The sequence below is a fragment of the Candidatus Falkowbacteria bacterium genome, from assembly GCA_013336275.1.
Taxonomy (GTDB): domain Bacteria; phylum Patescibacteriota; class Patescibacteriia; order Patescibacteriales; family GWE2-39-37; genus JAAXUA01.
This window is the reverse complement of sequence record JAAXUA010000003.1, coordinates 1-23,474: the sequence shown is the minus strand read 5'-3', so window position 1 is coordinate 23,474 and position 23,474 is coordinate 1. Positions and strand designations below refer to the sequence as shown.

General features: G+C 50.0%; 26 protein-coding genes, 7 tRNA genes and 1 rRNA gene. 6 read left to right on the top strand and 28 right to left on the bottom strand.

From position 1 onward, the window contains the following. Positions 1-67: 67 nt before the first annotated feature. Positions 68-826 carry a helix-turn-helix domain-containing protein gene (locus tag HGA34_02930; GenBank protein NTW22474.1) on the bottom strand — a complete coding sequence of 253 codons (759 nt, stop codon included), beginning with the start codon at positions 824-826 and terminating at the stop codon, positions 68-70. A gap of 165 nt (positions 827-991) precedes the next feature. Between HGA34_02930 and HGA34_02925 the strand changes: the two genes are divergently transcribed. The 3 genes from HGA34_02925 (at position 992) to HGA34_02915 (ending at position 3,195) form a co-directional block, all read left to right on the top strand. Continuing rightward, a complete protein-coding gene (locus tag HGA34_02925) occupies positions 992-2,065 on the top strand; it encodes an adenylyltransferase/cytidyltransferase family protein (GenBank protein ID NTW22473.1) in 1,074 nt (357 codons plus the stop codon). Next, the gene (locus HGA34_02920; protein ID NTW22472.1) at positions 2,035-2,451 is read left to right on the top strand and encodes a DUF3307 domain-containing protein; all 417 of its coding nucleotides are present in this window, start codon (positions 2,035-2,037) and stop codon (positions 2,449-2,451) included. Before HGA34_02925 ends, HGA34_02920 begins: the two co-directional genes overlap by 31 nt. 108 nt (positions 2,452-2,559) lie before the next feature. Then, on the top strand, positions 2,560-3,195 hold the full coding sequence (locus HGA34_02915; protein ID NTW22471.1) for a hypothetical protein: 636 nt from the start codon (positions 2,560-2,562) through the stop codon (positions 3,193-3,195). Positions 3,196-3,228: 33 nt separating this feature from the next. Here the strand turns inward: HGA34_02915 and HGA34_02910 are convergent, their stop codons facing one another. From HGA34_02910 to HGA34_02865, 10 genes are all read right to left on the bottom strand, one after another. Beyond that, entirely contained in the window at positions 3,229-3,588 is a 360-nt protein-coding gene (locus HGA34_02910) for an inorganic pyrophosphatase (GenBank protein NTW22470.1), read from the bottom strand. Next, positions 3,581-3,826 (bottom strand): GIY-YIG nuclease family protein, encoded by a 246-nt coding sequence (locus HGA34_02905; GenBank protein NTW22469.1) that lies wholly within the window; start codon positions 3,824-3,826, stop codon positions 3,581-3,583. The genes HGA34_02910 and HGA34_02905 overlap by 8 nt, the downstream gene beginning before the upstream one ends. Before the next feature lie 136 nt (positions 3,827-3,962). After that, the gene (locus tag HGA34_02900; GenBank protein ID NTW22468.1) at positions 3,963-4,724 is read right to left on the bottom strand and encodes a hypothetical protein; all 762 of its coding nucleotides are present in this window, start codon (positions 4,722-4,724) and stop codon (positions 3,963-3,965) included. A gap of 124 nt (positions 4,725-4,848) precedes the next feature. Beyond that, a tRNA-Val gene (locus tag HGA34_02895) sits at positions 4,849-4,922 on the bottom strand. Positions 4,923-4,947: 25 nt separating this feature from the next. Beyond that, positions 4,948-5,034, bottom strand: a tRNA-Leu gene (locus HGA34_02890). 24 nt (positions 5,035-5,058) lie between these two features. After that, positions 5,059-5,454, bottom strand: a complete 396-nt coding sequence (gene rplS / locus HGA34_02885) for a 50S ribosomal protein L19 (GenBank protein ID NTW22467.1) — start codon at positions 5,452-5,454, stop codon at positions 5,059-5,061. A gap of 79 nt (positions 5,455-5,533) precedes the next feature. Next, complete coding sequence (locus tag HGA34_02880) at positions 5,534-6,118, bottom strand: AAA family ATPase (GenBank protein ID NTW22466.1); 585 nt, start codon at positions 6,116-6,118, stop codon at positions 5,534-5,536. Positions 6,119-6,133: 15 nt separating this feature from the next. Then, positions 6,134-7,066 carry an RluA family pseudouridine synthase gene (locus HGA34_02875; GenBank protein NTW22465.1) on the bottom strand — a complete coding sequence of 311 codons (933 nt, stop codon included), beginning with the start codon at positions 7,064-7,066 and terminating at the stop codon, positions 6,134-6,136. A gap of 5 nt (positions 7,067-7,071) precedes the next feature. Further along, on the bottom strand, positions 7,072-8,196 hold the full coding sequence (locus tag HGA34_02870; GenBank protein NTW22464.1) for a glycosyltransferase: 1,125 nt from the start codon (positions 8,194-8,196) through the stop codon (positions 7,072-7,074). A 4-nt stretch (positions 8,197-8,200) separates the two neighbouring features. Next, positions 8,201-9,616 carry a flippase gene (locus HGA34_02865; GenBank protein NTW22463.1) on the bottom strand — a complete coding sequence of 472 codons (1,416 nt, stop codon included), beginning with the start codon at positions 9,614-9,616 and terminating at the stop codon, positions 8,201-8,203. A gap of 134 nt (positions 9,617-9,750) precedes the next feature. Between HGA34_02865 and HGA34_02860 the strand changes: the two genes are divergently transcribed. The 3 genes from HGA34_02860 to HGA34_02850 are packed head-to-tail and all read left to right on the top strand — an operon-like array spanning position 9,751 to position 12,088. Then, positions 9,751-10,173 carry a hypothetical protein gene (locus HGA34_02860; GenBank protein NTW22462.1) on the top strand — a complete coding sequence of 141 codons (423 nt, stop codon included), beginning with the start codon at positions 9,751-9,753 and terminating at the stop codon, positions 10,171-10,173. Between the two features lies 1 nt (position 10,174). After that, on the top strand, positions 10,175-11,209 hold the full coding sequence (locus tag HGA34_02855; GenBank protein ID NTW22461.1) for a hypothetical protein: 1,035 nt from the start codon (positions 10,175-10,177) through the stop codon (positions 11,207-11,209). 9 nt (positions 11,210-11,218) lie between these two features. After that, entirely contained in the window at positions 11,219-12,088 is an 870-nt protein-coding gene (locus HGA34_02850; GenBank protein ID NTW22460.1) for an ROK family protein, read from the top strand. 92 nt (positions 12,089-12,180) lie between these two features. On the opposite strand, the gene HGA34_02845 is transcribed toward HGA34_02850, so the two are convergent. The 17 genes from HGA34_02845 to HGA34_02765 all read right to left on the bottom strand — a co-directional run. Then, on the bottom strand, positions 12,181-12,609 hold the full coding sequence (locus HGA34_02845) for a hypothetical protein (protein NTW22459.1): 429 nt from the start codon (positions 12,607-12,609) through the stop codon (positions 12,181-12,183). Positions 12,610-12,720: 111 nt separating this feature from the next. Beyond that, positions 12,721-13,707: a tetratricopeptide repeat protein gene (locus tag HGA34_02840; GenBank protein ID NTW22458.1), complete on the bottom strand. Its 987-nt coding sequence runs from the start codon at positions 13,705-13,707 to the stop codon at positions 12,721-12,723. 185 nt (positions 13,708-13,892) lie between these two features. Then, on the bottom strand, positions 13,893-14,732 hold the full coding sequence (locus tag HGA34_02835) for a hypothetical protein (GenBank protein NTW22457.1): 840 nt from the start codon (positions 14,730-14,732) through the stop codon (positions 13,893-13,895). A gap of 9 nt (positions 14,733-14,741) precedes the next feature. Further along, positions 14,742-16,679 (bottom strand): hypothetical protein, encoded by a 1,938-nt coding sequence (locus tag HGA34_02830; protein NTW22456.1) that lies wholly within the window; start codon positions 16,677-16,679, stop codon positions 14,742-14,744. A 330-nt stretch (positions 16,680-17,009) separates the two neighbouring features. Further along, positions 17,010-19,148, bottom strand: coding sequence for a GAF domain-containing protein (locus HGA34_02825; GenBank protein ID NTW22455.1), 2,139 nt, complete (start codon positions 19,146-19,148; stop codon positions 17,010-17,012). 102 nt (positions 19,149-19,250) lie between these two features. Beyond that, positions 19,251-19,919, bottom strand: a complete 669-nt coding sequence (gene trmD, locus HGA34_02820) for a tRNA (guanosine(37)-N1)-methyltransferase TrmD (protein NTW22454.1) — start codon at positions 19,917-19,919, stop codon at positions 19,251-19,253. A 143-nt stretch (positions 19,920-20,062) separates the two neighbouring features. Then, positions 20,063-20,419: a hypothetical protein gene (locus HGA34_02815; GenBank protein ID NTW22453.1), complete on the bottom strand. Its 357-nt coding sequence runs from the start codon at positions 20,417-20,419 to the stop codon at positions 20,063-20,065. A 113-nt stretch (positions 20,420-20,532) separates the two neighbouring features. After that, positions 20,533-20,853 carry a KH domain-containing protein gene (locus tag HGA34_02810; GenBank protein NTW22452.1) on the bottom strand — a complete coding sequence of 107 codons (321 nt, stop codon included), beginning with the start codon at positions 20,851-20,853 and terminating at the stop codon, positions 20,533-20,535. Between the two features lie 146 nt (positions 20,854-20,999). Beyond that, positions 21,000-21,290 carry a 30S ribosomal protein S16 gene (gene rpsP, locus HGA34_02805; protein ID NTW22451.1) on the bottom strand — a complete coding sequence of 97 codons (291 nt, stop codon included), beginning with the start codon at positions 21,288-21,290 and terminating at the stop codon, positions 21,000-21,002. Between the two features lie 175 nt (positions 21,291-21,465). Then, positions 21,466-21,912: a hypothetical protein gene (locus tag HGA34_02800; GenBank protein ID NTW22450.1), complete on the bottom strand. Its 447-nt coding sequence runs from the start codon at positions 21,910-21,912 to the stop codon at positions 21,466-21,468. 66 nt (positions 21,913-21,978) lie between these two features. Further along, the gene (locus HGA34_02795) at positions 21,979-22,395 is read right to left on the bottom strand and encodes a hypothetical protein (GenBank protein NTW22449.1); all 417 of its coding nucleotides are present in this window, start codon (positions 22,393-22,395) and stop codon (positions 21,979-21,981) included. Between the two features lie 75 nt (positions 22,396-22,470). Then, a tRNA-Gly gene (locus tag HGA34_02790) sits at positions 22,471-22,542 on the bottom strand. Positions 22,543-22,666: 124 nt separating this feature from the next. Then, positions 22,667-22,737: transfer RNA gene (locus HGA34_02785), tRNA-Pro, on the bottom strand. A gap of 85 nt (positions 22,738-22,822) precedes the next feature. After that, positions 22,823-22,897, bottom strand: a tRNA-Phe gene (locus HGA34_02780). A gap of 29 nt (positions 22,898-22,926) precedes the next feature. Continuing rightward, positions 22,927-22,999, bottom strand: a tRNA-Met gene (locus HGA34_02775). A 33-nt stretch (positions 23,000-23,032) separates the two neighbouring features. Next, positions 23,033-23,106 (bottom strand) — tRNA-Ile (locus HGA34_02770). 246 nt (positions 23,107-23,352) lie between these two features. Beyond that, a 16S ribosomal RNA gene (locus HGA34_02765) occupies positions 23,353-23,474 on the bottom strand; the annotation flags it as partial.

The window sequence follows — 23,474 nt, the reverse complement described above, 5'->3', positions numbered from 1 at the left end:
GAATAGCGATTTTTAATGAGCAAATCAGTTTATTCTTCCATAAAATACGATTTTTGTCAACTCCAAATCACTGGGTTGACTGGCGAGAGGTTTTCCACAAAAAGTCATAAATAGACTCGAAGCTTTTAACAATCAGGGGGTGTTTGATGACCACAGCAAAAGGCGGGTTGCCTGAAAAGTGGACCAACTGGTTTTGCGCTAGCCAGAATGAAGCCTTGAAATCGATTTCTTTGGGCAATTCGCGCAATTCTATTTTTTGAGCCGCCAGTTTGGCCGGGTTAATCGTGCCTATGCTGCCGTGCGGCACCAGGGTGCGGGTCGATATGCCGCGCACCTGTTTTTTGCTAAGCATCGAGGAGCCGATCTGCTCCGAATAGATCTTGCTGTAGTTGCCGGCACTGGGCGTATCGATAGTATATATCGTTGATTTCTTGGGCTGGGCGGCGATGAATTTCTCGATAAAGTTGCGGATGGAGTTTTTGGTGTCGTAGACCTGGGCGTAGGGGAAATGCGTCTCGCTGCGGTAAAGGTCGGTCAAAAGAGAGTTCAGGTCATTGGCGACTTTTATTTTCGTCTCGAAGGCGCTGGCAATGGCCTGGGGCGACTCGACCCAGTAGTAGGTGACGCCGCGGTAGCGATGCTGGGTCAGATAATTTTCTTCGGCTAGCTTCGCAAGGATGCTGATGGCGGTCGTTCGTGGCAGACCGGCCTTTTTGGCGATCTGTGCTGCCGGTGCTTCGCCCAACTGGGTAAGCGCTACGTAGACTTTGATTTCATTGTGATTGAAGCCTAGCTCGGCCAGGCTTTTTTTGATTTCTGATAGCATATGATTATTGTTGTCGAAAAATTTCGACAGATTATAGGTTTATTTTATCAAAAATTAGTCAAAAAACAAGGGTATAATTATTTTATCCATCAAATCAAAGCGGGTGTTGCGGTTTCGGATAATAATGAAGAAAAGCTCATTACAATCAAGAGGGAGGAAATGGATATGAAAACGACATATTGTTACCCCGGTACCTTTTCGCCACCGACCTATGGGCACTTGGGCGTCGTCAGAAAGGCGGCCGCTCTCTTTCCGCAGGTTACGGTAATCTGCTCGGTCAACGCCGCTAAAGATCCGTGGTTCACCACCGAAGAATCCAAAAAGTTGTGGAGCGCCTACGCCCTGCCGAAAAACGTAACCGTGATGACGATCGAGGAGTTTAGGAATCTGCGCACGGATACTTCCCGGATCGTGATGATACGCGGCATTCGCGGCCAGAGCGACTTGGCGCACGAACAGGAGGTTGCTTGCCTGAACCGTGACAAATTCGGGATCGACAAGTATTTCTATCTGTTTAGCGACGACGGCTTGGCCGGGACTTCTTCCAGCCTGGTGCGCCGATCAGCCGCAGCTCTGGAGCTTCATGAGCTGGCGAAGCACGTTTCGCCTCTGGTCATATCGGCTTTGCTGGAAAAAGCGCTCGGGCTCAAAAACGTCTTCATGGTGGTGGGGCGTCCGGGTTCCGGCAAGTCGACTTTCCTTAAGTCGTTGTCGGCAGTCGATGCAAGAAATGTCCACGTCAATACGGATGATTTCAACCAGGAGCTGAAACCGTTTCTACGGGAGCATTTCGGAACCGAAGACTTGGTCGGAGTCGCCTTGGAAAAGCCGGACGAGCTGCGTGAAGCCGTCGGTCGCCCCTGGACCGAGCTTCTGAAGGATTCGCTCAAGCGCGCCCCCCAAGGCGCTAATCTTTTTCTGGAAATCCCCTACGGACTGCAGCCGGATAAATCCTTGTTCCGTCTGGTTGGCGGCAAAGTCATTCATATCGGTTGCGGGCGAGCCGAGACCAACCACGAGCGAGTCCTTAAACGAGGTACGCCGGAGTTGGCGGCCTTCATCGAGAGGATACCCGACTTGAGGGAAACGATCCGGATCGCCGCTGCCAACAGGCTGCAGCTGACGCGTATCTCGACCGATTGCGGGTTGCCGGAACTGCCGGCGGTCGCTGAGCAGTTAAACTATTCGATAATGAAAGGAGAATTGTCATGGCAGACTTATTCATCAGGATCATACTAGGGCATCTGATCGGCGATTATCTTTTGCAGAGCAAAAAGCAGGCGATCAACAAGACCGAGCCCGGATTGATCGGATTGGCCTGGTCGCTGTGGCACTGCCTGCTTTACACCGGCAGCGTCTGTCTGATGATGTGGGACTTCCGGCCTTCGGTAGCCTTGCTGGTATTCTTGAGCCACTGGCCGATCGATCGTTTCTGCCTCGGGGACAAGTGGCTGCGGATGATCGGCGGGCGCGACCTGTACGCCATCTATTACTCAGGCGAAAAGTATGCCGAAGTGGAGCCGTCGACGATCATCGGTCTGAGCTTCGGCTGCGTGGTCTATACGGTTGTAGATAACACGCTCCACCTCCTCTTGCTCTGGATATTTATGTGCTTGTTCTTCTGAAAGCAAGCTAAAAGGCATCGAAAGATGCCTTTTTTTCTTGGTTTGCATTTTAGCCGGCGTCTGCTAAGATATGAAAAATGGTCTTTATCTTATTTGAGGAGGCGAGCCATGGCCAATTTTGCAAGCGAAGCTATCAGCTACATCAGTCATTTATTGCCCGCCGAACAGGAGATTAAACGTTACTTCACTGAGGATGTGCCGGCGCCATCAGAGGGCGAAGCAGAAGAAGAGGAGAGCTTCGATTTTACCGAACCTTTGGAGCAAGAGCACTTGGAGGCCTTGGCACAGTATCAGGAGATGGTCGGAGGGGTCGGAAGTCCTGAGGATACGTTGGCAGCCATCTATGACTTCCTGCGAGAGAAGAGCGATCTTTCCTATCCTTTCGGCTTCTGGTATGAATGCTGCCTGTCATCGTCGGAGCGCAACCTTGCCTTGGCCTACATCATGATCATGATGAGCAACAATGCGGTTTCGCCCCACGAATCGGTCCACTGCCTTTTTACCGCCGCTCTAGAAGCGGTGAACGGAGTCCTGGAATTCGAAGCCGAAGCGTTCCAGCTGGTTACCGGAGCTATCAACGTCGCGAGGTACAAACTGATCCAATACGTACCTTTCGGCTATCAGCCGATGGTCGAAGCGCTTCTGAGCAATTATCTCGAAACGATCGATCGCGGCGACGACCAGATGGATCGCCAGCTCTTCGCCATCGAATCGGTTTATTTCAAATTGATCAGCGCACACTGATCCAGCCAGCCAGGTAACGCCTGGCTGTTTTTTTTATTTTCTGAGGACAATGGAGTTGAAAAATCGTTCCTGGAAGCTTGCCGACGCGAGGATTTCCTCGTCGGTGAAGGTCGCGCCATCGGATGCGAGTACCAGCTTGTCATCGTTATCGTCCAAGCGGTGGATGATGGCGATGCACCTGCCGGTAAAATTTTCGACTGGCTGATCGACGCCCAGGACGTAGGCGTCGATTTCTTCTCCGTCCGGAGCCAGAGTATTGGGAACGAAGCCGTAATTGAGGCCATAAACTAAGTCGTGCTTGGGGTGCTTCGAACCGAGCGGCCGATCTATGGTTACGGTCACGACTTGATTGAGAAAAGACGAATAGATTGGGTCGATTATCTGATTAGCCATTTTGGATGAGTGATAGTTTTTCTTGGCGGGAAAGTTTCTTGATGCGGCTTTCTTCTTTGGAGGCTTCCGACCGGTCAGCCGCTTCCCGGCTGTAAACCAAGCTGACCGGACGCCGCGCCTTAACGTACTTAGAGCCGACAACGGAGGTGTTGTGCTCCTTAATTCGGCGTTCAAGATCGTTGGTGATGCCGGTGTACAGGGTGCCATCGGCGCAACGGATTATATATACATGCCACATAGGTTTGATTCAGGGTTAGCGTACCTATTATACCACAGAGAAAAATAACATAATAAAATATCCGGTGAGTTAGGAATAAAAATAGGCAGCCTGGAGTCGGCTGCCGTTTTTGTGCGATTAATCGGTTCGATCAGATTCAGTCCATCCCGGGGCTGAAGTTGCGCGGGCGGCTAGTGCGTGCTAGCACGTAAACGCCATCGGAGATGTCGAGCGGCGGGTGATCAGGCGCTTTGATGAGACCGCTGCCGAGCGTCGCGGCCATGCTTTTGACCTTGAACTTCGGACGGGAGGTTTTTGATTTTTTGGGTTCCGAGGAGTAGACGATTATTACCCGACGGTTCAGATTGCCGTGCAGCGAGTGGCGCGACTCGAACAGCCATTGGCCGGTAGATTCGAACATCTTGGCGCTCTTCACCGCTTGGATCGCGTAGGGGATTTCACTGCCAGGATTGTCCCAGCTTTCCCCGATCTTGATAGCCCAGATGTCGCCTTGGCGCCGCGCAGGATTGGCAGTGGCGGATTCTATCAGTTTGATTTCCGCTGGTTTGAGCGAGTCGTAGAAAGCGGCTTCCCCATCTTTTTGGAATGCAACAAACTTCTTGCTGCTTATTGGAGTGACGAAGGGTCCGTCATCGATGCCAGCCAAGTAATAACGTTCCGGCCCGGTGTTATCGAAGTGTGGAGCTCTTCCGGGGTAGATCGGCCCGACCTGGATCAGCACCTGCGTGCCGCCCAGCAGCTGGTGAACGGCGTTGGTGGCGAAAGGCATCTGGAGCTTGGTGTCCTGCCAGATCGAAGGAGCCCGGTCGTAGAGCGCGAAGGCGACTCCGAGACTGCCGACCTGGTCTGGGAAAGGGACAAGCTGTCTGGTAGTGTCACAACTGAAAAGTTCGGTCATGGTGTCCTCCTGGTTTAAGAAATGTGCAAACTAGGCTTAAATTATCATTTATCTGGCTAGCCGTCAATCGAGCGAGATGGCCGTAGAAATAAAAAAATAACGCCATTTAGGCGTTATTTTTATGTGGGCGCACAAGGATTCGAACCCTGGACCCCTTCGGTGTAAACGAAGTGCTCTAACCAGCTGAGCTATGCGCCCAAGGACTCTGCCTGCGTCAAACGTCTGGTGGGCAAGAGAGGACTTGAACCTCCACGGCATTGCTGCCACAAGCCCCTCAAGCTTGCGTGTCTACCAGTTTCACCACTTGCCCTAAAGGGCAGAGCCGCGTATATTATTACGCAATCTTCTTCTCTTTGAGCTTCTTCTTGTAGTCGCGCTTCAAGAAATAGAGCTTGGCGCGGCGGACTTCAGCCTGCTTTTTGAGCTCGATCTTGGTGATGGTTGGCAAGTTGATCGGGAAGATCTTCTCTACGCCGACGCCATCGGTCACCTTGCGGACAGTGATCGTGCCGCCAGTCAGCTTGTTGTTCTTCTTGGCGATGATGATGCCCTCAAAATATTGAACACGTTCCTTTTCCTCGTTCTTCATGTTCAATTCTTTGATTTTTTGGTGGATGCGGACGGTCATTCCCGGCTTCAACTGTGCTCGGGCCTCGTTCAACGCTTCAAGGTCGGTGGTGATTACCTTCTCAACGCGTGGCTTCTTTTGGACCTTTTTCTTTTCGGCCATATGGATTCTTAAGATTATAAAAATAGAACCGAGGTTCTATTTGTTGGCTATTTTTAGCTTGGATATTACTTACCAGATATTATAACATTCTCTGGGTTTTGTCAACCTGGGATAGCTGGTCCTGTACATGGTTATATACTATGCTGAAAACTTGCTCTGGTGTCAAATCTGTCGTATCAACCACGAAATTGAAGTTTTTGGGATTATAAACTTCAATATCTTGGTAGAATTTGCGGTAGCGCCGCTCATCGCTCTCCTTGCGGTCGCGGTTGATGGCAATCATCTCCTCAACGGTCTCAACTACGGCTTCGTTGCGGCTATTGGCCTGTTTGAGCTCAGCCAGGATGCGCTCAGCCCCCACCTTTTCATCGACGGTCAGGAAAATCTTGAGCGACTGGGGGATAAAATACCAAGAAGTCCGGCCCTCGATGACGAAGTTGTCTTCTTTGCCGGCCAGCTCCTTCTGGTATTCATCAACCTCGAAATCGGTCGCCGGGTCAGTCTCACCCAGCTTGTTGTACTCAGCCAAGGTCAGGCCGCGTTCTCGCGCCTTTTCCCGGCGCAGGCCGCCGATATAATAGCGAGGCCAACCTAATTTGTCGGCAAGCATCTGGGCGATGGTGGATTTTCCGGAGCCGGCGTTGCCGCCGAAAGAGATGATCATATTCGATGGGTGTGTTTATTTGATGATTGTAAGCATTTTGGCGAAAGCCTCGGGCAGCTCGATCGTAAAGCTTTGTTTCTTGTTTGCGGCGTCTTTGAAAGTCAGTTCGTCGGAGACTAGGTAAATCCTGTCGGTTTTCAGCTTGGCATTCATTTTTTTGGCCGTGCTGGTGCCGTAGACCTGGTCGCCGACGATCGGGTTGCCGTAGGCCGCCAGATGGGCGCGAATCTGATGGGTCCGTCCAGTCTTGATGCGGACCTTGGCTAGGGTGTAATTGATATAGCGCTTGATTACGGCCACTTCGCTTTCGGCCTCTTTGCCTTCTTGGTTGGTCGGTTTGGCGGCCATCTTGTGACCGCTGGTAGCGCGTTCGATGTTGAAATTGATGGTGAATTCGTCTCGGGCGACCTTGCCATAGGCCAGGGCGGTGTAGCGTTTGAAGATGGTACGGTTCTGGAATTGCTTCTTGATCTTGTTGAAGAATTTCTGGTTCTTGGCGATCACCATCAAGCCGCTGACGTCCTTGTCCAGGCGGTGAACGATGCCTGGACGGAACGGATCATCTCCGACCGAGGCGACATCCGGATATTTGGACAAGAGCCAGGTGGCCAAGGTCGGTTCGGTCGTGTGTTCATCACCATGGACCAGAAGTCCGCTCGGTTTGTTGACAACGATATAATCATCGCTTTCTCCGATTATTTCGACTTCTGGCATCTTTGTCTTTGTAGCGGCTGGTTTTTCTTTGGTTTTTTTCTCTTTGGTGCGGCCGAACGTCACGACATCACCTGTCTTCAAGAACTGATGCGGAGTGGTGGGCTGTCCATTGACCAAGACGCTGCCGTCTTTGATCGATTTCTGCAGCTGGCTGCGCGTGGTTCCGCCGACGGCTTCGGTCAGGAATTTGTCGAGGCGGTTGCCGGCTTGGTTTTGGCTGATTGTGTATTCCATTGTTTTTATAATAGTTTTTCGAACTGCTCAAGCATCTTAGCGGAAGTGAAATATTTTTCAACCCTTTCCAATGCTTGCTTGCCTAGCTGGCGTCGGATTTCCTTGTCCTGGTGCAGGACCATTATTTTCTCTGCCAGCGACTCGCTATCGCTCAGATTCATCAAATAACCGGTCTTGGCATCGAAAATCAGGTCTTCGAGGCCGGAATCAGCCTGGCCGATGACCGGTCTCTCGGCGGACATCACGCAAAGCGTGGTTATCAGTTCCTGCAGGTCCAGCTTTTCATTAGTCGCAATGTAAAGATCGAAGCTTTCGATCCATTTCCGCAGATGTGCCTGCCCGCCGACTAGCCAGACCAGGTTATCGATTTCCATCTTTTTGGCCAGCCAGAGGAGATTCTTCTTCTCTTTGCCCTCGCCGACGACGATTAACTGAAGATTGGGAATGATGGTCAAACATTTCTTAACTGCCTGGAAGAGCGATTCGATCTTCTGCTGCTCGTCGAGATCGGTCACGGTGCCGATGGTAAAGTATTTTTTGCCCGGTCGCGTGCGGTCGGCCAAGTTATGGTAGAGGTCATCCTGATGAGTGTATTGCTGAAGTTTGATGCCAGGCTGCATGACTTTGATGATTTCGGGGTCGATGCCGGATTTTTCCAGTTTGGCTTTGGTGTGGTGGTTCAGGGTGAGTATGGTGGCAAGGCGGCTTAGTTTCTTATAGCTTTTCCAACCGGCGCGCGGAATCTGATTGTCGGGCAGCTCCAGCCAGATGGTCTTGACTCCGAAGCGTTTCGCTACGCCCGTAAACAATAGCTTCTCCGGCCAGCCGAAGCAGATAATCGTTGCTGGCAGATTGCTTTTGTTCCATTGCCAGTTGGCGTAGACGCCCAGGCGCACAAAGGGCAGCAGATATCGGAAAAGGCGGTCGCTAATCTTGCTGCCCGGCCTCGGACCGAGCCAGGAGATCTTTCTTTGCCAGTGCTTTTCATTGAAAGTATTCAGAAGATCGCAAGCCGGTTGATTGGTGCGCAGCTCAAAAGCGAAGTCGCGCTGGCTAAGCTCCTCCAAGAGATAGCTGAAGGGCTGCAACGAGCTGTTAACGGAAGAATATAGGGTTATTTTTTTGAACATAGGGTTATTCTCTGGCCAATAATGTCATTAGGTCTTGGCGGGTGATGCCTTTTATAAGGTAAAGCGAAATCGTATAAACTACGCAGGCGACAAGGATAGTCAGCCATAGATTCAGCCCGGTCGAGTAAAAGAGCCAGGCGCTCATCGGCAGGCAGGCCAGAAAAACTTTTCCGGCGATTTTCAGATCGGGCAGGAAAGAGCTTGTCTTCCAGACCAGCCAGCCTGAAGCCAAGGCGATGCTTAGCTCACTGTAAATCGTCATCCAGGCAGCGCCGAAGTAGGAATACTTCGGGATCAGAATCAGGTAGCCGATGAGGGCAGTAACGGCAACGAAGAAGTAGGCGCCGATGATTTTGCGCTGTTTGTCCACGGCAATGACGGCATGTGAAAACATGGTTCCAACGAAGATGATGCTGGCTGCCAGGATCAGGATGCGCAAAACCGGTCCGGAGGCCGAGAAATCATTGCCGGCCACCAAGGTCATTAGTCGATCGGCTAGGAATTGGGCGCCGAAGAAGAGCGGTATAGCCAAGATAACCATCAGGTCGAATGATTTTTGCAGCACCCGCTCAAATTGGCGTTTGTCGTTGCGCCAGCCGGAAGTCATGATCGGCAAGACTATCCCGGCAAAGATGAAGGGAATTGTAATAAGGACATCGATCACTTTATAAGTCGCGCCATAGATGCCGACTTCGTTCGAGCTGCGGAAGAGCGATAGGATCAGAGTGTCGGCTCGCAGATAGACAAGGTTGAAGACAATGGTCAAGCCGATCGGCCAGGAGTGGCGGATAATGTCTCGCCAGATTTCCCAATTGAAATTGATAGTAATTTTGGCTAGCTTCAAGGAGAAGATGTAGTGAAGCAAGAAACTGACCGCAGCCGAGGCGACGCTCGCCCACAGTATGCCGTATAATCCCCAATCGAGCCGGGCCGACATGATCGTGCCGCCAAACAGCACGACTCGGCTCAGGATTTCGGCCAAGGAGACCTTGTCGAGCCTCAAGGATTTTTGGAACAGTCCAACTAGGATCTGGTTGAGCGCTGGAAAAAGAAATGACGCAGTGGCAATAGCGACGCCTATTTTAACGGTATCAGCATAAGGCAGGAACCAGATGCTAAGTGGGGCGATAATCAGGAGGGCCAGGGCGGAAAAGAGCCGGAGACTAAAAAGATTGCTCAGGATCGTGTTTTGGTCGGCATCTGGCTGGCTAATCATCTGGACGGTAACCAAGGTTAAGCCCAAGTCTGCCGCCACGGCGAAAAATGAGAGGAATGTGATGATTGTGGTGTACTGTCCGAAGCCTTCTTGCCCCAGGTAGCGGGTCATAATGGCAATAGTGGCCAAACCGAGGGCGATCGAGATAATCTTGCTGATTAGCTGGATTATGGTATTTAGTGCAACTTTAGAGGCTAAATTCATGTATTGGCTGTGGAATTAGTATGTTAAGTTTAGGCATTTATGGGCTAGCGGTCAACCCACCTGAGGTTATTGTAGCATTTTTTTAATAAGGTGATTATGGTATAATTAATATACTTATTAATAACCTTCCTGATATGAGGAAAACTAAATTCGCCCTCAGTTTTTTATTAATCTTGCTATGTTTTTCTTTGGCCTACCAAGTCCAGGCCGGAGGCCTGCTTGATACGGTCAAGGAGGGCGGTTTGGATACGATCGGTGATGATGCTTACAATCAAAGCGGTGACCCCACGGACATCAGGGTAATCGTAGCTAGGATGATCAATATCTTGCTCGGATTCCTGGGAATTATCTTTACGGTCTTAGTGGTTTATGCCGGTTATCAATGGATGACCTCGGGCGGAGATTCGTCGAAAATCGGCGAAGCCAAGAAGCGAGTTACGGCCGGAGTAATAGGTTTGATAATAATATTAGCCTCATGGGGCGTGTCCACCTATGTTACTGGCTGTGTCTGGCAAGTGACGTCAGATACCGGTAATTGGATCTGCCCTGGACATTAAAATGTTGAAATGGTGGCATAGATTTTTGGTTTTTAAGAATATCGGACTAGTAGTTTTTGGAGTCTTGGTCGTTTTGTTGATTTTTAGTTTCGGAAAGATCTATCGACACGATGAATTGTCTTATGGCGCCACCTTTTCGCCGAAACACGCTAGGGCGCTAGGACTCGACTGGCAAAAGACATTTTTAGCCGCCAATGACGATCTTAAAATCAAGAATTGGCGGCTTTCGGCTTATTGGGATGAAGTCGAGCCGGCCAACGGGCAGTCTTCATGGGAAGAGCTGGATTGGCTTTTGGATCAAAGCGGGTCGCGCAGCAATAATGTAATATTGGCAGTTGGGGCGAGGCTGCCTCGTTGGCCGGAATGCCATCTCCCGGATTGGACTAAGGGTTTGACAAAAAGCGAACGGGAGGAGAAGATATTGAATTATATCGCTCAGGTGGTCAATCGCTATAAGGACAACCCGTCGATCGTGGCCTGGCAGGTGGAGAACGAACCATTCTTGTCCCACTTCGGCGAGTGCCCCGAATTGGATCCTGATTTTCTGGACCAAGAAATCGCCTTGGTGCGTCACATGGTGCCAGGCAAGCCTATTGTGGTGACTGATTCGGGGGAGTTGTCGTTCTGGATTCCGGCTGCTAGACGGGCTGATATCTTCGGGACCACGATGTATCGCGATACCTATTCCAGCTTTTTAAATAGCTACGTGCATTACCCCATCACCCCGGGCTTCTTCCGTGCCAAGCGCAATCTAGCTAGCCTGTTTGCCAAACCCAAGAATTGGATCGTGATTGAACTTCAGGCCGAGCCTTGGGCACCAGTGCCATATCAGAACGTCAGCCAAGCGGAGCGTGACAAAACGATGAGTCCCCAGAAATTCACGGAAATTCTTGATTTCGCCCAGCAGGCTGGGTTCAGGGAATTCTATCTCTGGGGAGTTGAGTGGTGGTATTGGGAAAAGACGACTAATAATCGTCCGGACTTCTGGCAAGAGGCCAAGGCGTTATATGGGCGCAATATGATTTCAAAACAATAAGATAAGGTTATGCTTAAGGAAAGTAAAATCGAATATGTCATCGGCATAGACATCGGCGGTACCAAGATGAGTGCCATTTTGTTGAATGGGACCAGGGTGATTGCTGATTATACCCTGGCCACGCCCAAGGATGATCTGGCTAAATTCACAGCTATGCTCAAAGCTTTGGTGGAGCCGTTGTTCGATCGGGCAAAGAAAGACAAGGTCAGGATCAAGGGCATCGGTATCGGTTTGCCGGGCGCTCTTGATCTCAAGGAGGGGAAGGTGCTGGCGGCACCGAACACGCCTGTTTTGGTTAATTTGAAAATCGTCGAGCTAATTAAGGAAAAAATTGACTCCGAATTGAACGTTAAGATTGACAATGATGCCAACTGTTTCGTTCGTGCTGAAGCGAAGTTGGGTGCTGGCAGAAAATATGAAAATATTTATGGCATGATTATCGGCACGGGTATCGGCGGCGGCTGGTGGGTGAATGGCGATGTGTATACTGGCGCTTTCGGTTCTGCCAATGAGCCAGGAAGTATGATAATTGACTATCGTACCGGGATTAGGCTCGAAGCGGCTTATCACAAACTGACCCAGAACAACCCAGCGATTCTGGCCGAGGAGGCCTATCGCGGCGACCGCTTGGCCGAAGAAGTATTCGGCGAATTCGGCTTGATTCTTGGCACGGCACTGACCAATATCATCAACTTGATCGAGCCTGAGATAATCGTAGTGGGCGGTGGCGCTGTCCAATCAGCCGACCTTTTCCTGCCCAAGGCCAAGAAGGTTTACAGGGAGTTAGTATTAAGTCCCCAGGCCAAAGAGGCCAAGCTGGTCAAAAGCAAATTAGGCAAGCTGGCAGGAGCCATCGGAGCGGCCTTGCTGATAGAATAAGTATTCTCGATACAAACAAAACGACCCACTTAAAGATGGGTCGTTTTGTTTGTTGCGGGATTCCAAGCCTAGAGTGAATATATATAAGCAAACTAGGTTGCAGTGATTTTGTCCAAGACGAACTTGGTTGCGCCGTAGGACATGAAGATGACGACTAAGCCGATAACGGCCCAGACTAGGATATTTTTGCCCTTAGTGACCTTGTCAGCGCTGCCGGCGCTAGTCAGCCAAGTGAAGCCGCCATAGATGAACATTAGCAAGGCCAGCGAGCCGACAACCCCCAAGGCAGTGTTGATAATTTTGCCGATAAACTGTTGGGGCGTTCCGACATTGACGGCGGGAGTAAGGGATACCGCTCCTCCTGTTCCTTGCCCGCCTGTGCCGACTACTGCGGCTGTACAACCACCGGTGCCGACCGGAACGCCTGGTGCGCAAGTAGCAGCAGAGGCAGTACTAACCAAGGCGAAAAAGAAAAAAGATATAAAGACGAATGCGGTTTTTAGAAACTTTTTTTCCGCCATAATGATTATCGTTTAATTTAGGTATCCTATTTATTATTAAAGCATAGTTTTTTAAAAAAAAGAAGCGCCCCGATGTCTCGGGGCGCAAATGCATTCTGAAAAAGGTTGAGGCTATTTTTTTTTGAAGGAGATGAATATCTCACTTTCCTTAAGGGCTATGATCTTAAGGTTGCACTCAATCTTGGGGAGTGGAGCATTCATTGAATATTCACTTCCATTTTCAAGAACAATTTTGTAAGCGGCGTTCTGAGAATGGCTGAATTCGAACGAACCGTAACCGATCTTAACCCAAGGAGATTGCTCATTTCCTTTTAGCTCAAAACCGAGGTAGCCGTCTTGGTCAAGCGTTAAGATGGATGGCACTTGTTTTTCGACATATCGGTCGCCGAGAAAAATCGAGGCCACATCCTTGTAGACCTTGGTCTGCGCCTCTCGTCCGGGCTGCTTGGCTAGTCTTTTGGCGATTTCAACTAACCGTTGACCAGTCTTTTCGTTGTAGCCCTGACAGAAGTTCCTCCCCTTAAGATAAAAGAGCGGACACGAGTCATCGTCAGCCTTGTCCCCGATCCCCGTATAAAGCTTGCAGATTTGGTCTGCCGTTTTGGGGCTGAGTGATCCAGCAACAGCAAATTTGCTGTCTTCGAGTCCGATCAGGCCACTCATGACTAGGCGCTCGCCTTCTTTGTAAAGTTCGTCAGCCAGCGGCTGGCGTAGAGAGGGCTGGTATTCGACTGCCTTAAAATAGAGAACCTGGGCCTCTGGCGCAAGATTATTATTTAAGGCCTCGCGGCCAGCCAGCTTGAAAACGCTGGCGATTTTTTGACCGTATTTGGCATCAAGCTTGATGGCCGCCTTGTAGCGCTCCTCAGCCCGCCTCAGGTCTCTCGTCATGGCGTAGCAGTTGCCAAGCTCATATTGGGCCAGGGCATTGGTGGGACTCTTTTCGGTGATGCCTTCAAGTACGGCGATGGCCTGGGGATACTGTCCGGCTTTCATGAAGCCCTCGGCATCCTTAATTGATGCTGCCGAAGCGGTTGTGCCAAAGAAAATGGCGAAAAAAAAGAAAACTCCCGATACGATAATCGACCTCGTTTTCATGACTAGACCCTCCCTCTCGTTTTTTTATTTTTTTTGGATTAATGAACCGTTTATGAGGTTTAGATAGAGCAAATTATCTTAAATAAAACATATTTATATAAAAAAGTCAATGTTTATCTTTGTTTTGCTTTTTGAAGAAATATAAAAAAAGAGGGCGACTGGGTGTCGCCCTCGGCTCAAGTGTTTTAACTTTCCTTAAGCTTGAGATCAATCTCGGCATCGCTCAATGCGATAATTTTGAATGTACGGAATTCGGGCCATTTCTGTCCGATGTGAAGTTCTTGCCCGCTAGGTAAAACGAGCATGAATTTGGAGTTGGGGCAGGCATAAAAATCATAGAACATGCCCAGCGGTATGCTGGCCGAATTCGTTTCTTGTCCGGCCTTTAGGCTCAGATGCACATTTTGCCCTCTTAGCGGCGGTATGTTGGCTGGTTTATTGCTTTCGAACCAGCCTTTGGTTTTGTTCATAAAGCTTGAACCGGCACTGCTGCTCGATTGCGGGTTGAGTGAGGCTTCGATCTTGGCCCGTTTTTCTTGATGAGCGCGGATCAGTTCCGCAGCGCCTTCGGTGTCGCCGGCCGCGAGTCTTATGCCAACTTCTCTTGTGAGATCTTTCTCCTCGTATTCCTTGTTGTGTCTGAAGAGTTCGCTCTTGGCTTCGACAGCGGGGCTGTCGATCTTTTTGGCGAACCACATTTCGGTGCCCATCTTGGCCCTTGCCAGCGTTGCCGAGGCGATAGGGAAGTAGGAAGCGAAAAGCGATTTTCCCATTGGCCAGACTGTAATGTTCATTATTACGATGAGACAGACCGCGATGCCGGCGCGGATGAGGCGCTCTTTCCACTTCGAGCTTTCGACGAAGCCGTCGAGAAAGACGAGTGTGATGACGACGGTTAAGCCCATCAGCATCGGAACGCCGAATGTCAGGCGCAGGATTATTGCCAGCAGGATGCCGACTAATGTGGCGCGAAATGCAAGCTTGATGATTTCGCTGGGCTTGGTGCGTTCGGGTAACATCTTCATGGTTTCCTCCTATCGGAACCAACGCGAGAGTATTTTGGGGACTGCTGCCATAAGGATTTCTGCGAGAATCTCAACCTTGAATTGCTCCATGAAACTTACTTTCTTCTTGATGTCCTTTACGTCCTTCCGTTCCTCAGCTTCTGCTTGATTGCCTGATTGCGTCTGGGCGGGTTGGGCGGGCGCTGTGGAGACTACAGGCGTAGCTGCGGGAGCGGGAGGCGCAGGGGGTTGCGCTGGCTGGCTGGGTTGTTGCGGGTTGAGCCAGCTGGACACCTTGTCCATTAGACCATCTCCGGCCTTGGTTTCATCGGGCCTGAGCTCGTCTTTTACTTCCTGGATCGTACCCCAGAATTCTTCCCTCATCGAAAGAGGGGCGTAGGCTAGGGCGATCAAAGTCCAGAGAAGAGTGAAGACATAAAGCTTACCATGCCCTTCAGGTTTTTTGACCTTCGGGTCCGGCGGTAGCGGCTGGCTGATGAAGTTCGGTTCCTTCGCGAACTGGTTGATGTCCATTTTCGCGGCTTGTTCTGGAGTCAGCTTGGTCTTGCGTGCAGCTTCGACAAGCTTGGTCACTTCGTCGTAGTTGTGTTCAGCTACCGTCTTTTGGGTCGGTTTTTGGATGATCGGCACCTCGGAGATAGCTGAGAAGCACTTGACCCAGAGCATGAGCATGACGAGCAGGCCGATGACTGCGCGACCGTTGTTGGTGCAGAGCCACCATCTCCAGTGATATTTCGGAGGCAGCGGCGGCAGCGAATCGCGGCGGCAGAGCTTGATGGTTGCAGTGTCGGTGATTCCCGATACCGCGGCGTTTACGACGGCTTCATTGCCAGGCTGGATGTTGTCCGGGCACTGCCAGGATGCCTGGCCATGGCAATCGGTCCTGATCGGAATCAGGCGGTCGAAGTAACTGAGAGTCACTACTTCTGCCAGGCCGTTGCCGGTGCTGTCGGTAACTCGGACGAAGACCGTGAAGTTGCCGTTGCCGTCATGGCTTTGGCGGAGGACGAGGTTTACCGGATCGGTTTTCGGCAGAGGAACATGTGAGAGAGTCAAAGACTTTTGCTCAGTTATTCCCGACACCGAAACGATGGCGCGGACGACTTCGTTGGCGGCGATTGGCCTGGGGTAGTTGAATATCGCTTCCCCATGCTTGTCAGTCTTGACCTCGTGGCGCTGGTTTTCAGCTGAGAGCCAAGCTGACGTCGGAACTCCGTTGCCAGCCGCATCGGTGATGCGGATTTTGACGGAGAACCTGCCTCGGCCGTTGTTCAACACATCGGCCTCGAGAGTTGCCTTTGCCTGTGGCACGGCAGCTGCGCGAGCGAGCGTGAGCTCCTTCGCTGCTACGATGCCGGGAGCGTAGACGTTCACCTTGATCGATTCGCCGATCTTGATGACGCGCGGGTAGTCGAAAGTGACATTACCCTGCTTGTCGGTCTTGATCTGGTGAAGCGTTCCTTCGGCTTCGATGGTGGCGTCGGTCTTGACGCCCTTGCCAGTCGAATCGATGACTCGGACAACGATTTTGCAGTTGCCTTTGGCATCGATATGCTCTTTGGCGCCGAGAATGTTCTGCGGTTGGGCAGGAGTTGTCGTCGGGGCAGCCGATGAAGCGGGTGAAGTTGCGGGGGCTGGGTTGGTGGCTGGGGCAGTTGCAGGAGCGTTGGCAATGTGGTTTTTGACCACGATGTCTTGGCTGTACTGCTCGCCTTCGCACTCAACAGTGAATTTGACTTGGCGGTCGCTTGTCTTGAAAACGAATTCAAGAAAGCCGGACGCGTTAGTCATCTTCGGGTTTCTGAGGCTCCCTTGGTTGATTGATCTGGTAACCGGCTTGTTTACGACCGGGTTACCGTTTTCAGTCACCTTGACGGTCACCTTAACTTCGTGTTCGCGGCCCTGTTTGGTCGCTGCAATCTGGGTAAATTCGATAATCTTGGCCATGGTGTGTCCCTCCTTAGGACGAGTCTGGTAGTTTCTTTGGTTTCGTTAAATTTTTAAGGTCCGAATCGGACCGTGATCTGGAAAACGGCTATATTCAGAAAACCCTCAAGGGAGGGTGGTGTGGGCACATCACGGCCAATTTAATGTATCAATATAGCATAAAAATAGGATATTGTCAATATATTTTAGCTCTTTTTGTTTAAATTTAGCAAAAAATAAATAATGCCATTTAGGCATTATTTATGAAAAAAATGATATTTCGGTCAAGCGGGCCGGATTTCTTGTTTTTGCTTTCGGTAGGGGTGTAAAATCGTCTTACCCCGGAGGGTCTTATTTTTTAGCCAAAGGCAGTTTTAAGGCAACGGTAGTGCCTTCGTTAATTCCGGTTTTTTCCACTAGGATCGAGGCTCCGGGTATGAAATCCACTACCTTCTTAATGATAAATAGGCCCAATCCGGTACCATCGGCGTGGGCTTCGACAGCATTTTTGGCCCGGCTGAACTTCTTGAATAGTTTGGGCAGGTCTTCTGCCGGTATGCCGATGCCGGTATCGATTACACGGATGATAATGCAGCCGTTCTCTTGTCTGGCCGACACCGTAACCTGACCTTGCTGCGTGTATTGTATGCCGTTGTTTATCATATCGACTAGGGCATGCTCAAGATAGCGTTCGTCTCCCAGGACCGGAGGAAAAGGTTTGGCCGGCAAGTCGAATATGAGTTTGATCTTTTTTAGCTCCGCCGCTCGCTCCTTGTCCGGCCTTATCTTATTGATGATGGCGTTCAGCTGGACGGGCATCAAGTCGAAAGTGAAATGGTCGCTATCGATTTCAGAGGCCCTGAGAATATCGTTGATAACATCACCAAGTTTGACGGCCTTTTCCATGGCGCCGCTGATGAAACTTTTTCTTTTCGCGGCCGGCACCGAACCTTCCTCAAGCATGCTCAAAACACCTTTCATTACCGAAACGGGGGTGCGGAGCTGATGGGAGGCGATATCCAGAAATTCGCCTCGCATCTCCATCAATTTTTTGAGATGCTCGGCTTTGGCGACTATGTCTTTGGTCTGCTCGTTGACCCGTTGCTGCAGCGTCTGGTTGAACTGGGCCACTTCCTGGTGAAGGCGTGAGTTTTCCAGGGCGAAAGCGACTTGTTCGCCGACGGTGCGCAGCAAGGAGAGATCGTCGTCGTCATAAACTTCGCGGCTTTTCTTGGGTCCAAGGGCGATCAGGCCGACCAGCTTGCTTTTCAAATTCAGGGGGATGATGATTTCTGCGCCCATGCTTTTTATCGTCCGTAGCGCAGGGTGCTTTTTGCTGGTGTCAGACAGCATCTCATCAAGCAGGAACGGCTTGCTCGATTTCAAAATCTTGTTAAGAGATGAGTCCGGCCTGATCGGAGCTTCAGATGATGGGTTGAGTTGGCGGTTGTAGACCACTGATAGATTGCTGTTGGAATCAAAGACCAATACGATCATGCCGTCATGGTAGAAAGCTGGTGCGAGCAATTCTTCGACTTCCTTAGAAATCGCTCTGGCGTCAAGGTTGGCGGCAAGCCGGTCGCTTAAGGCTGACAATAGTTGGCTTCGGTTGTAGAGTGAGGTGAATAGGTAAGTGCTGGCAATCTTTTCGGCATATTTTTTGAAAGGCGAATAAAGTGCGAAAGCTGAAAGCAGCATTATGATGTCGGCCCAAGGCGTATTCCCGAAGAGTTCGGAGATGGCCATTTTTATGTAAAGGGCTATGGCCAGAACGCAAGTGAACCAGACGATCCTGATGGTCGAGCGGCGAGCGATTAGCCGGATATCGAAGATGTGCCTGGCAATGATACCGTAGACCACCACAAAAAAAGAGGCTGCCATGAAAAGGTTGCCTATTGGCGGGAAGTCGTGGGTATACCAGCTGATGTAGTTGGTGATATTGAAAGTATAGGCCACCGCTACGCCGATAAGAACGTACCTGTTTTTTAGGCGGTCGATTGGGCTGGCATTTTCGGAGGCCTTGATCATTATTGCGATCGCATAAACCAGGTAAGCCATGAAATAAATTATGAAAGGAACGAATAGCGGGCCTGGAATCGGGTAGTAGCGCAAGTAGCCCGTGCCGGCGTTCACGCCGTTGCTCAAAAGTCCGTCGAGCGTAGCCAGGGAAAATAACACCGAAAAGAAGTATGTGCTAGCTAGGCCAAGCCGCCGTTGATGCATTTGGCCGACCAAGAAAAGGATGTATCTGATGAAGAAAAGCGGTATGAACATCACCCAGAACATCATCAGCCTGAGGTAGGCCTCGGCCATGTAGATATTCGGAGCAGTCTGCCACAAGAAGTAGCCAAAAGACCACAAGGCGACACAGAGCACTGTGTAGGCGATGTTACGATATGCTGGTTTGGAAAAGCCCTTGGTGATAATCCAGGCCGCAAGGCCGAGAAGCGCGATCGAGTTCCATAGGGCCGTTAACGCGAAGAAGTTCATAGCAATATGTGAATTATATAATTATAGCACATTTGCAGTGTCGGCGTTCAATAAAAAATCATCCCTGAATTTCAGGGATGATTTTTTATGAGTAGGATCAAGTTATTTCTTGTTTCGGCTTTCGGCTTTGCGCCATTTTTCTATTTCAGCATGATTTCCAGACAAGAGCACGTCCGGTACTTTGTATTTTTTGCCGTTAATTTCGAATTCTTCAGGGCGGGTGTATTGCGGGTATTCCAAGATGCCGGGCGTCGTGTGGGATTCCTGTACCGCGCTCTCAGCATTGCCGAGAGCTCCGGGCAGGAGACGAGTGATGGAATCGATCATGACCAAAGCGCCCAGTTCGCCACCAGTCATGACGTAATCGCCGATAGACACTTCCTCGTCTATCAGTTTGGCCACGCGTTCATCGACACCCTCGTAGCGGCCGCAGATAAAGATGACCTCATCGAGCTTGGCATATTTCTTTGCCATTTGCTGGTCCCATGTTTTTCCCTTGGCGGACATAAGAACTATTTTCTTATTCTTTACCCCCTTGCCTTGAGGGTCGATCGCCTGCAGGGCCTTGTAAATCGGCTCTATTTTCATGACCATGCCAGCGCCGCCGCCATAGGGGGTGTCATCGACGGTCTTGTGGTTGTCCTCGGTCCAGTCACGCAGATTGTAGGGTTTGATGCTGACAATGCCTTTTTCTTGGGCGCGCTTAATGATGCTCTCGCTGATGTAGGAGCTGAATATTTCCGGGAATATGGTGATAATTTTGAATTTCATGGTTTTTTGTTTGAAGAGTCTTATCTTACCAATTAATCAGATTTAATCAAGTCAAATTGGCTAAAGGCTTTTTGGATAATCGGGAAGCAGAAATCTTTGGCCAAAAAAATGCGGCCGCCAAAGCAGCCGCATGCAGGTAGAGGTTAACAGAATTTGATGCAGGAAATGCTGCATTGGCTGATATTGAAGGAATCGCGAATCATTGAGTTGACGACATGCACCGCCGGGCTGCTTTTGAAGATGGCTCGGTCCATGTAGAGCAGATTGCTCCAGGAACGCTCAGTCAGCAAAACCACCAGGCCGTCAACACCGAACCTTGCTGCCAGGTCATCCCTGAAAGGCACGCTGACAAGAGCGAGCGGGTTGTTGCAGTGCCGATTCTGTATGTAGCTGATGAAGCTGTGGTAGGTCTGCTGATGAAGCGGGCCGAGGTCGGAAAGCGAGTGGGCTTTGAGGTGCTTCAGTGTCAGGACTGCTTTCGCTTGTTCGTGATTCAGCATACTGTTCACCTCCTTTGGGTTGATGGAAAGAACCTATGCCCATTATAGCACGCTCTGGAAAACAAAAAAACCGCAGTATTGATGCGGTTTTTTTGATATCGAAACGAGTACGTTTAGATTTTGAGGTCGTCGATAGCTGATGTATCGATCAGCTCTTCTGGTTCTTGGCTGCGAGCCGGTCTGCGAGATCCTTCCGGTTCATAAATCTTCAGGTTGACGCGTGCATTGTTCTTGGCACCGACAATGCGCAACAGGGTGCGGATTGCCTGGGCGGTCTGACCGCGGCGGCCAATGATGTAGCCCATGTCTTCCGGGTTGATCTTCAGGGTCAGGAGGACACCCATTTCATCAATAGTGCGGTCAACGATGACATCGTTAGGATGTGCAACGATCGACTTAACTAGGAATTCTAGGAACTCTTTGTCTCTTTCCATAGGATTGTTTCTTCTTCTTCCAAACTGATCGATTGAAATCTTTTCAGCATTGAAAGGGCTCTTAATTAATTATGCTACCTTCGAAAACTCGAAGCCGCTTGATAATTATAGTACGATAGAAAACGAGTAGTTGTCAACGAAACGAATTAGCCCTTGGATTCTTTCTTGGGCTTGCGAGCGATAGAGGCTTTGACCTTCTCGCCTTCAATCAGCTTCTTGTCCAAAAGAAGATTGTTGACGGTTGCGGACATGCCGGCTCCTTGTGACAACCAGTGCTTGATGCGGTCAGCCTTGGCTTGCAATTCTTTGGTGTAAGGGTTGTAGGAACCCAGGATTTCCAAAGCGCGGCCATACGGATCACGACCCTTTTCAGAGATGACCAGGCGGTACATCGGCTTGTTCTTGGTGCCAACTCGGGATAGTCTGATAGTAAGCATAGTCTGGAGTTTGCTTAGTTATTTAATTCAAAATTAATACATAAATATTAGCCCATTTTTAGCAATTAGTCAAGATAGGACCCATGGGGTGCAATATTTGACAGATTGGTATTTTTATTGCTTTCCTTATCAAAAAACTCCCTTGGCGGGGAGCTTTTTGAGTATATAATTCCTGTTATCTTTCAACCGAGTAGACTTCGCCGTTATTCAGGGTTAGCGATATCCTGAAATGCTTGCCGTCGGCCGAAGGTTCATATTTGAAGGAGGGGTCCTTGGTAATCTCGTTATAGTCTTTGTACCATGAGGCCACATCGTCAATTTTTTCCGGGTAGTTTTCTTTTTCTCCCTTATAATAGTCCAAGGCGCGAGCTAGGCGATCCATGCCGCCACGGCGGACACGGGCCTCCGTATTGATGTCCTTGACTAGCATGTGCTGGAAATCCCTCACCGCCTGCTTGAATTCATCCCAATGAAAACCGACGTCCCTGGTAACGAAGCTGAAAATTTTTCCAGCCTCTCTCGGCTGGTCCTTAGGGTAGGAAACGTACCAATGGTAGCCGATGTAGATTGACAGGGCTAGCATGACCAATCGGAAAAAGTATTTTTTGGCGATTATGACCATATGGGTATAGTTTAGCAGATTTCGGGTACGAATTGAATCGTCGCAACCCGTTGGCTGCATCATTACCTAGAACAAGTAGACCTTGGCGTAGAGGAAGATACCAGAAAGAAGGGAGATGCTCCAAAGTAAAACAAAGAGACAGGTTTGCATCCGGTGGGCGGCGAAGTAGTTAGTGTTTTTCGCATATTCCTTTGAGGCCTTCAGGAAGAGCGCTACGACAGCGATCAGCATTATCAGTGAGAGTATGCCATGAGCGGCTGCAACGCCTTTCAGGGCGCCGCCTAGCTGTGCGGTTGATGGTTTTACGACAGTCCGATAGACCATGTAACCCACATTGAACACTATCTCGTAACTGATAGCGAAAAAGGCCAGCTTCGAAGAGAATTTATTGTTCTTGTAACCTTGAAAAACAATAAAATAAATCAGGAAGCCGATGATTAGCTCCATGATCAGGGTAATCGTGCTGGCGATAGGGATTTGCATATGGTTTAGTTTAATAATTAAAATTATACCACAGCAAACAAAAAACCAGGATTAATCCTGGTTTTTTGTTTGCTGAGCGGGTAGGGGGATTCGAACCCCCATCAATAGCTTGGAAGGCTATGGTAATAGCCACTATACGATACCCGCCTACCTTATGTCGGGGTGCTGGGAATCGAAGGGGCGGAAGCCCCACACCGTACACCGAATTCTCTGCCGCTCAGCACCGCGAGATAATTTTTGCCAAGGCACGAGGCCTTGCCAAAAAGTTATGTCGGGGTGCTGGGAATCGAACCCAGCCTACATGGTCCCAAACCACGCGTACTACCAATATACTACACCCCGAAATAAAAAATTTTCAATCACCGATGACCAATTTCCAATGAAGAAAGTTTTTTTGAAAATTGATCATTGATTATTGAAAATCGATTGGTGCCGAGGGGGAGGATTGAACTCCCGACACATAGATTTTCAGTCTATTGCTCTACCACTGAGCTACCTCGGCATATCGCACCAAAGATGCGATGTTTTTTGTTGCGGGGGTCGGATTTGAACCGACGACCTTCGGGTTATGGGCCCGACGAGCTGCCAACTGCTCTACCCCGCGACTATAGGCGCTTCGGAAGGGAAACGCATACGGTGGACGACGGAGGAGTCGAACCTCCGACCTCGACATTATCAGTGTCGCGCTCTAACCAACTGAGCTAGTCGTCCTAACTATGGTATTCTAACAAAAAAGGACTGTCCTTAACAATAGTTGAAGCCAATCCTTTCCCTACAAATAGGCCCATAAACTATTTGCCGATCAATTAATTGCTATATTTTGGGGTCAACAGGCGCCAATTCAATCCAAGTGCAACTCTGCTACTCTCGAGAGATAGCAGAGAGCGAATCACTTTAAAGCCTCACGGCAGTAAAATGAAACGACCTATCTAGAACGACCGAAGTGGTTCTAGAATAACTCCCTAGAAAGGAGGTGATCCATCCACAGCTTCCGCTACGGATGCCTTGTTACGACTTCGTCCCTGTTATCGATCCCACCTTAGTCCCTATTAGATAGAGCCTTCGGGTGTTACCGACTC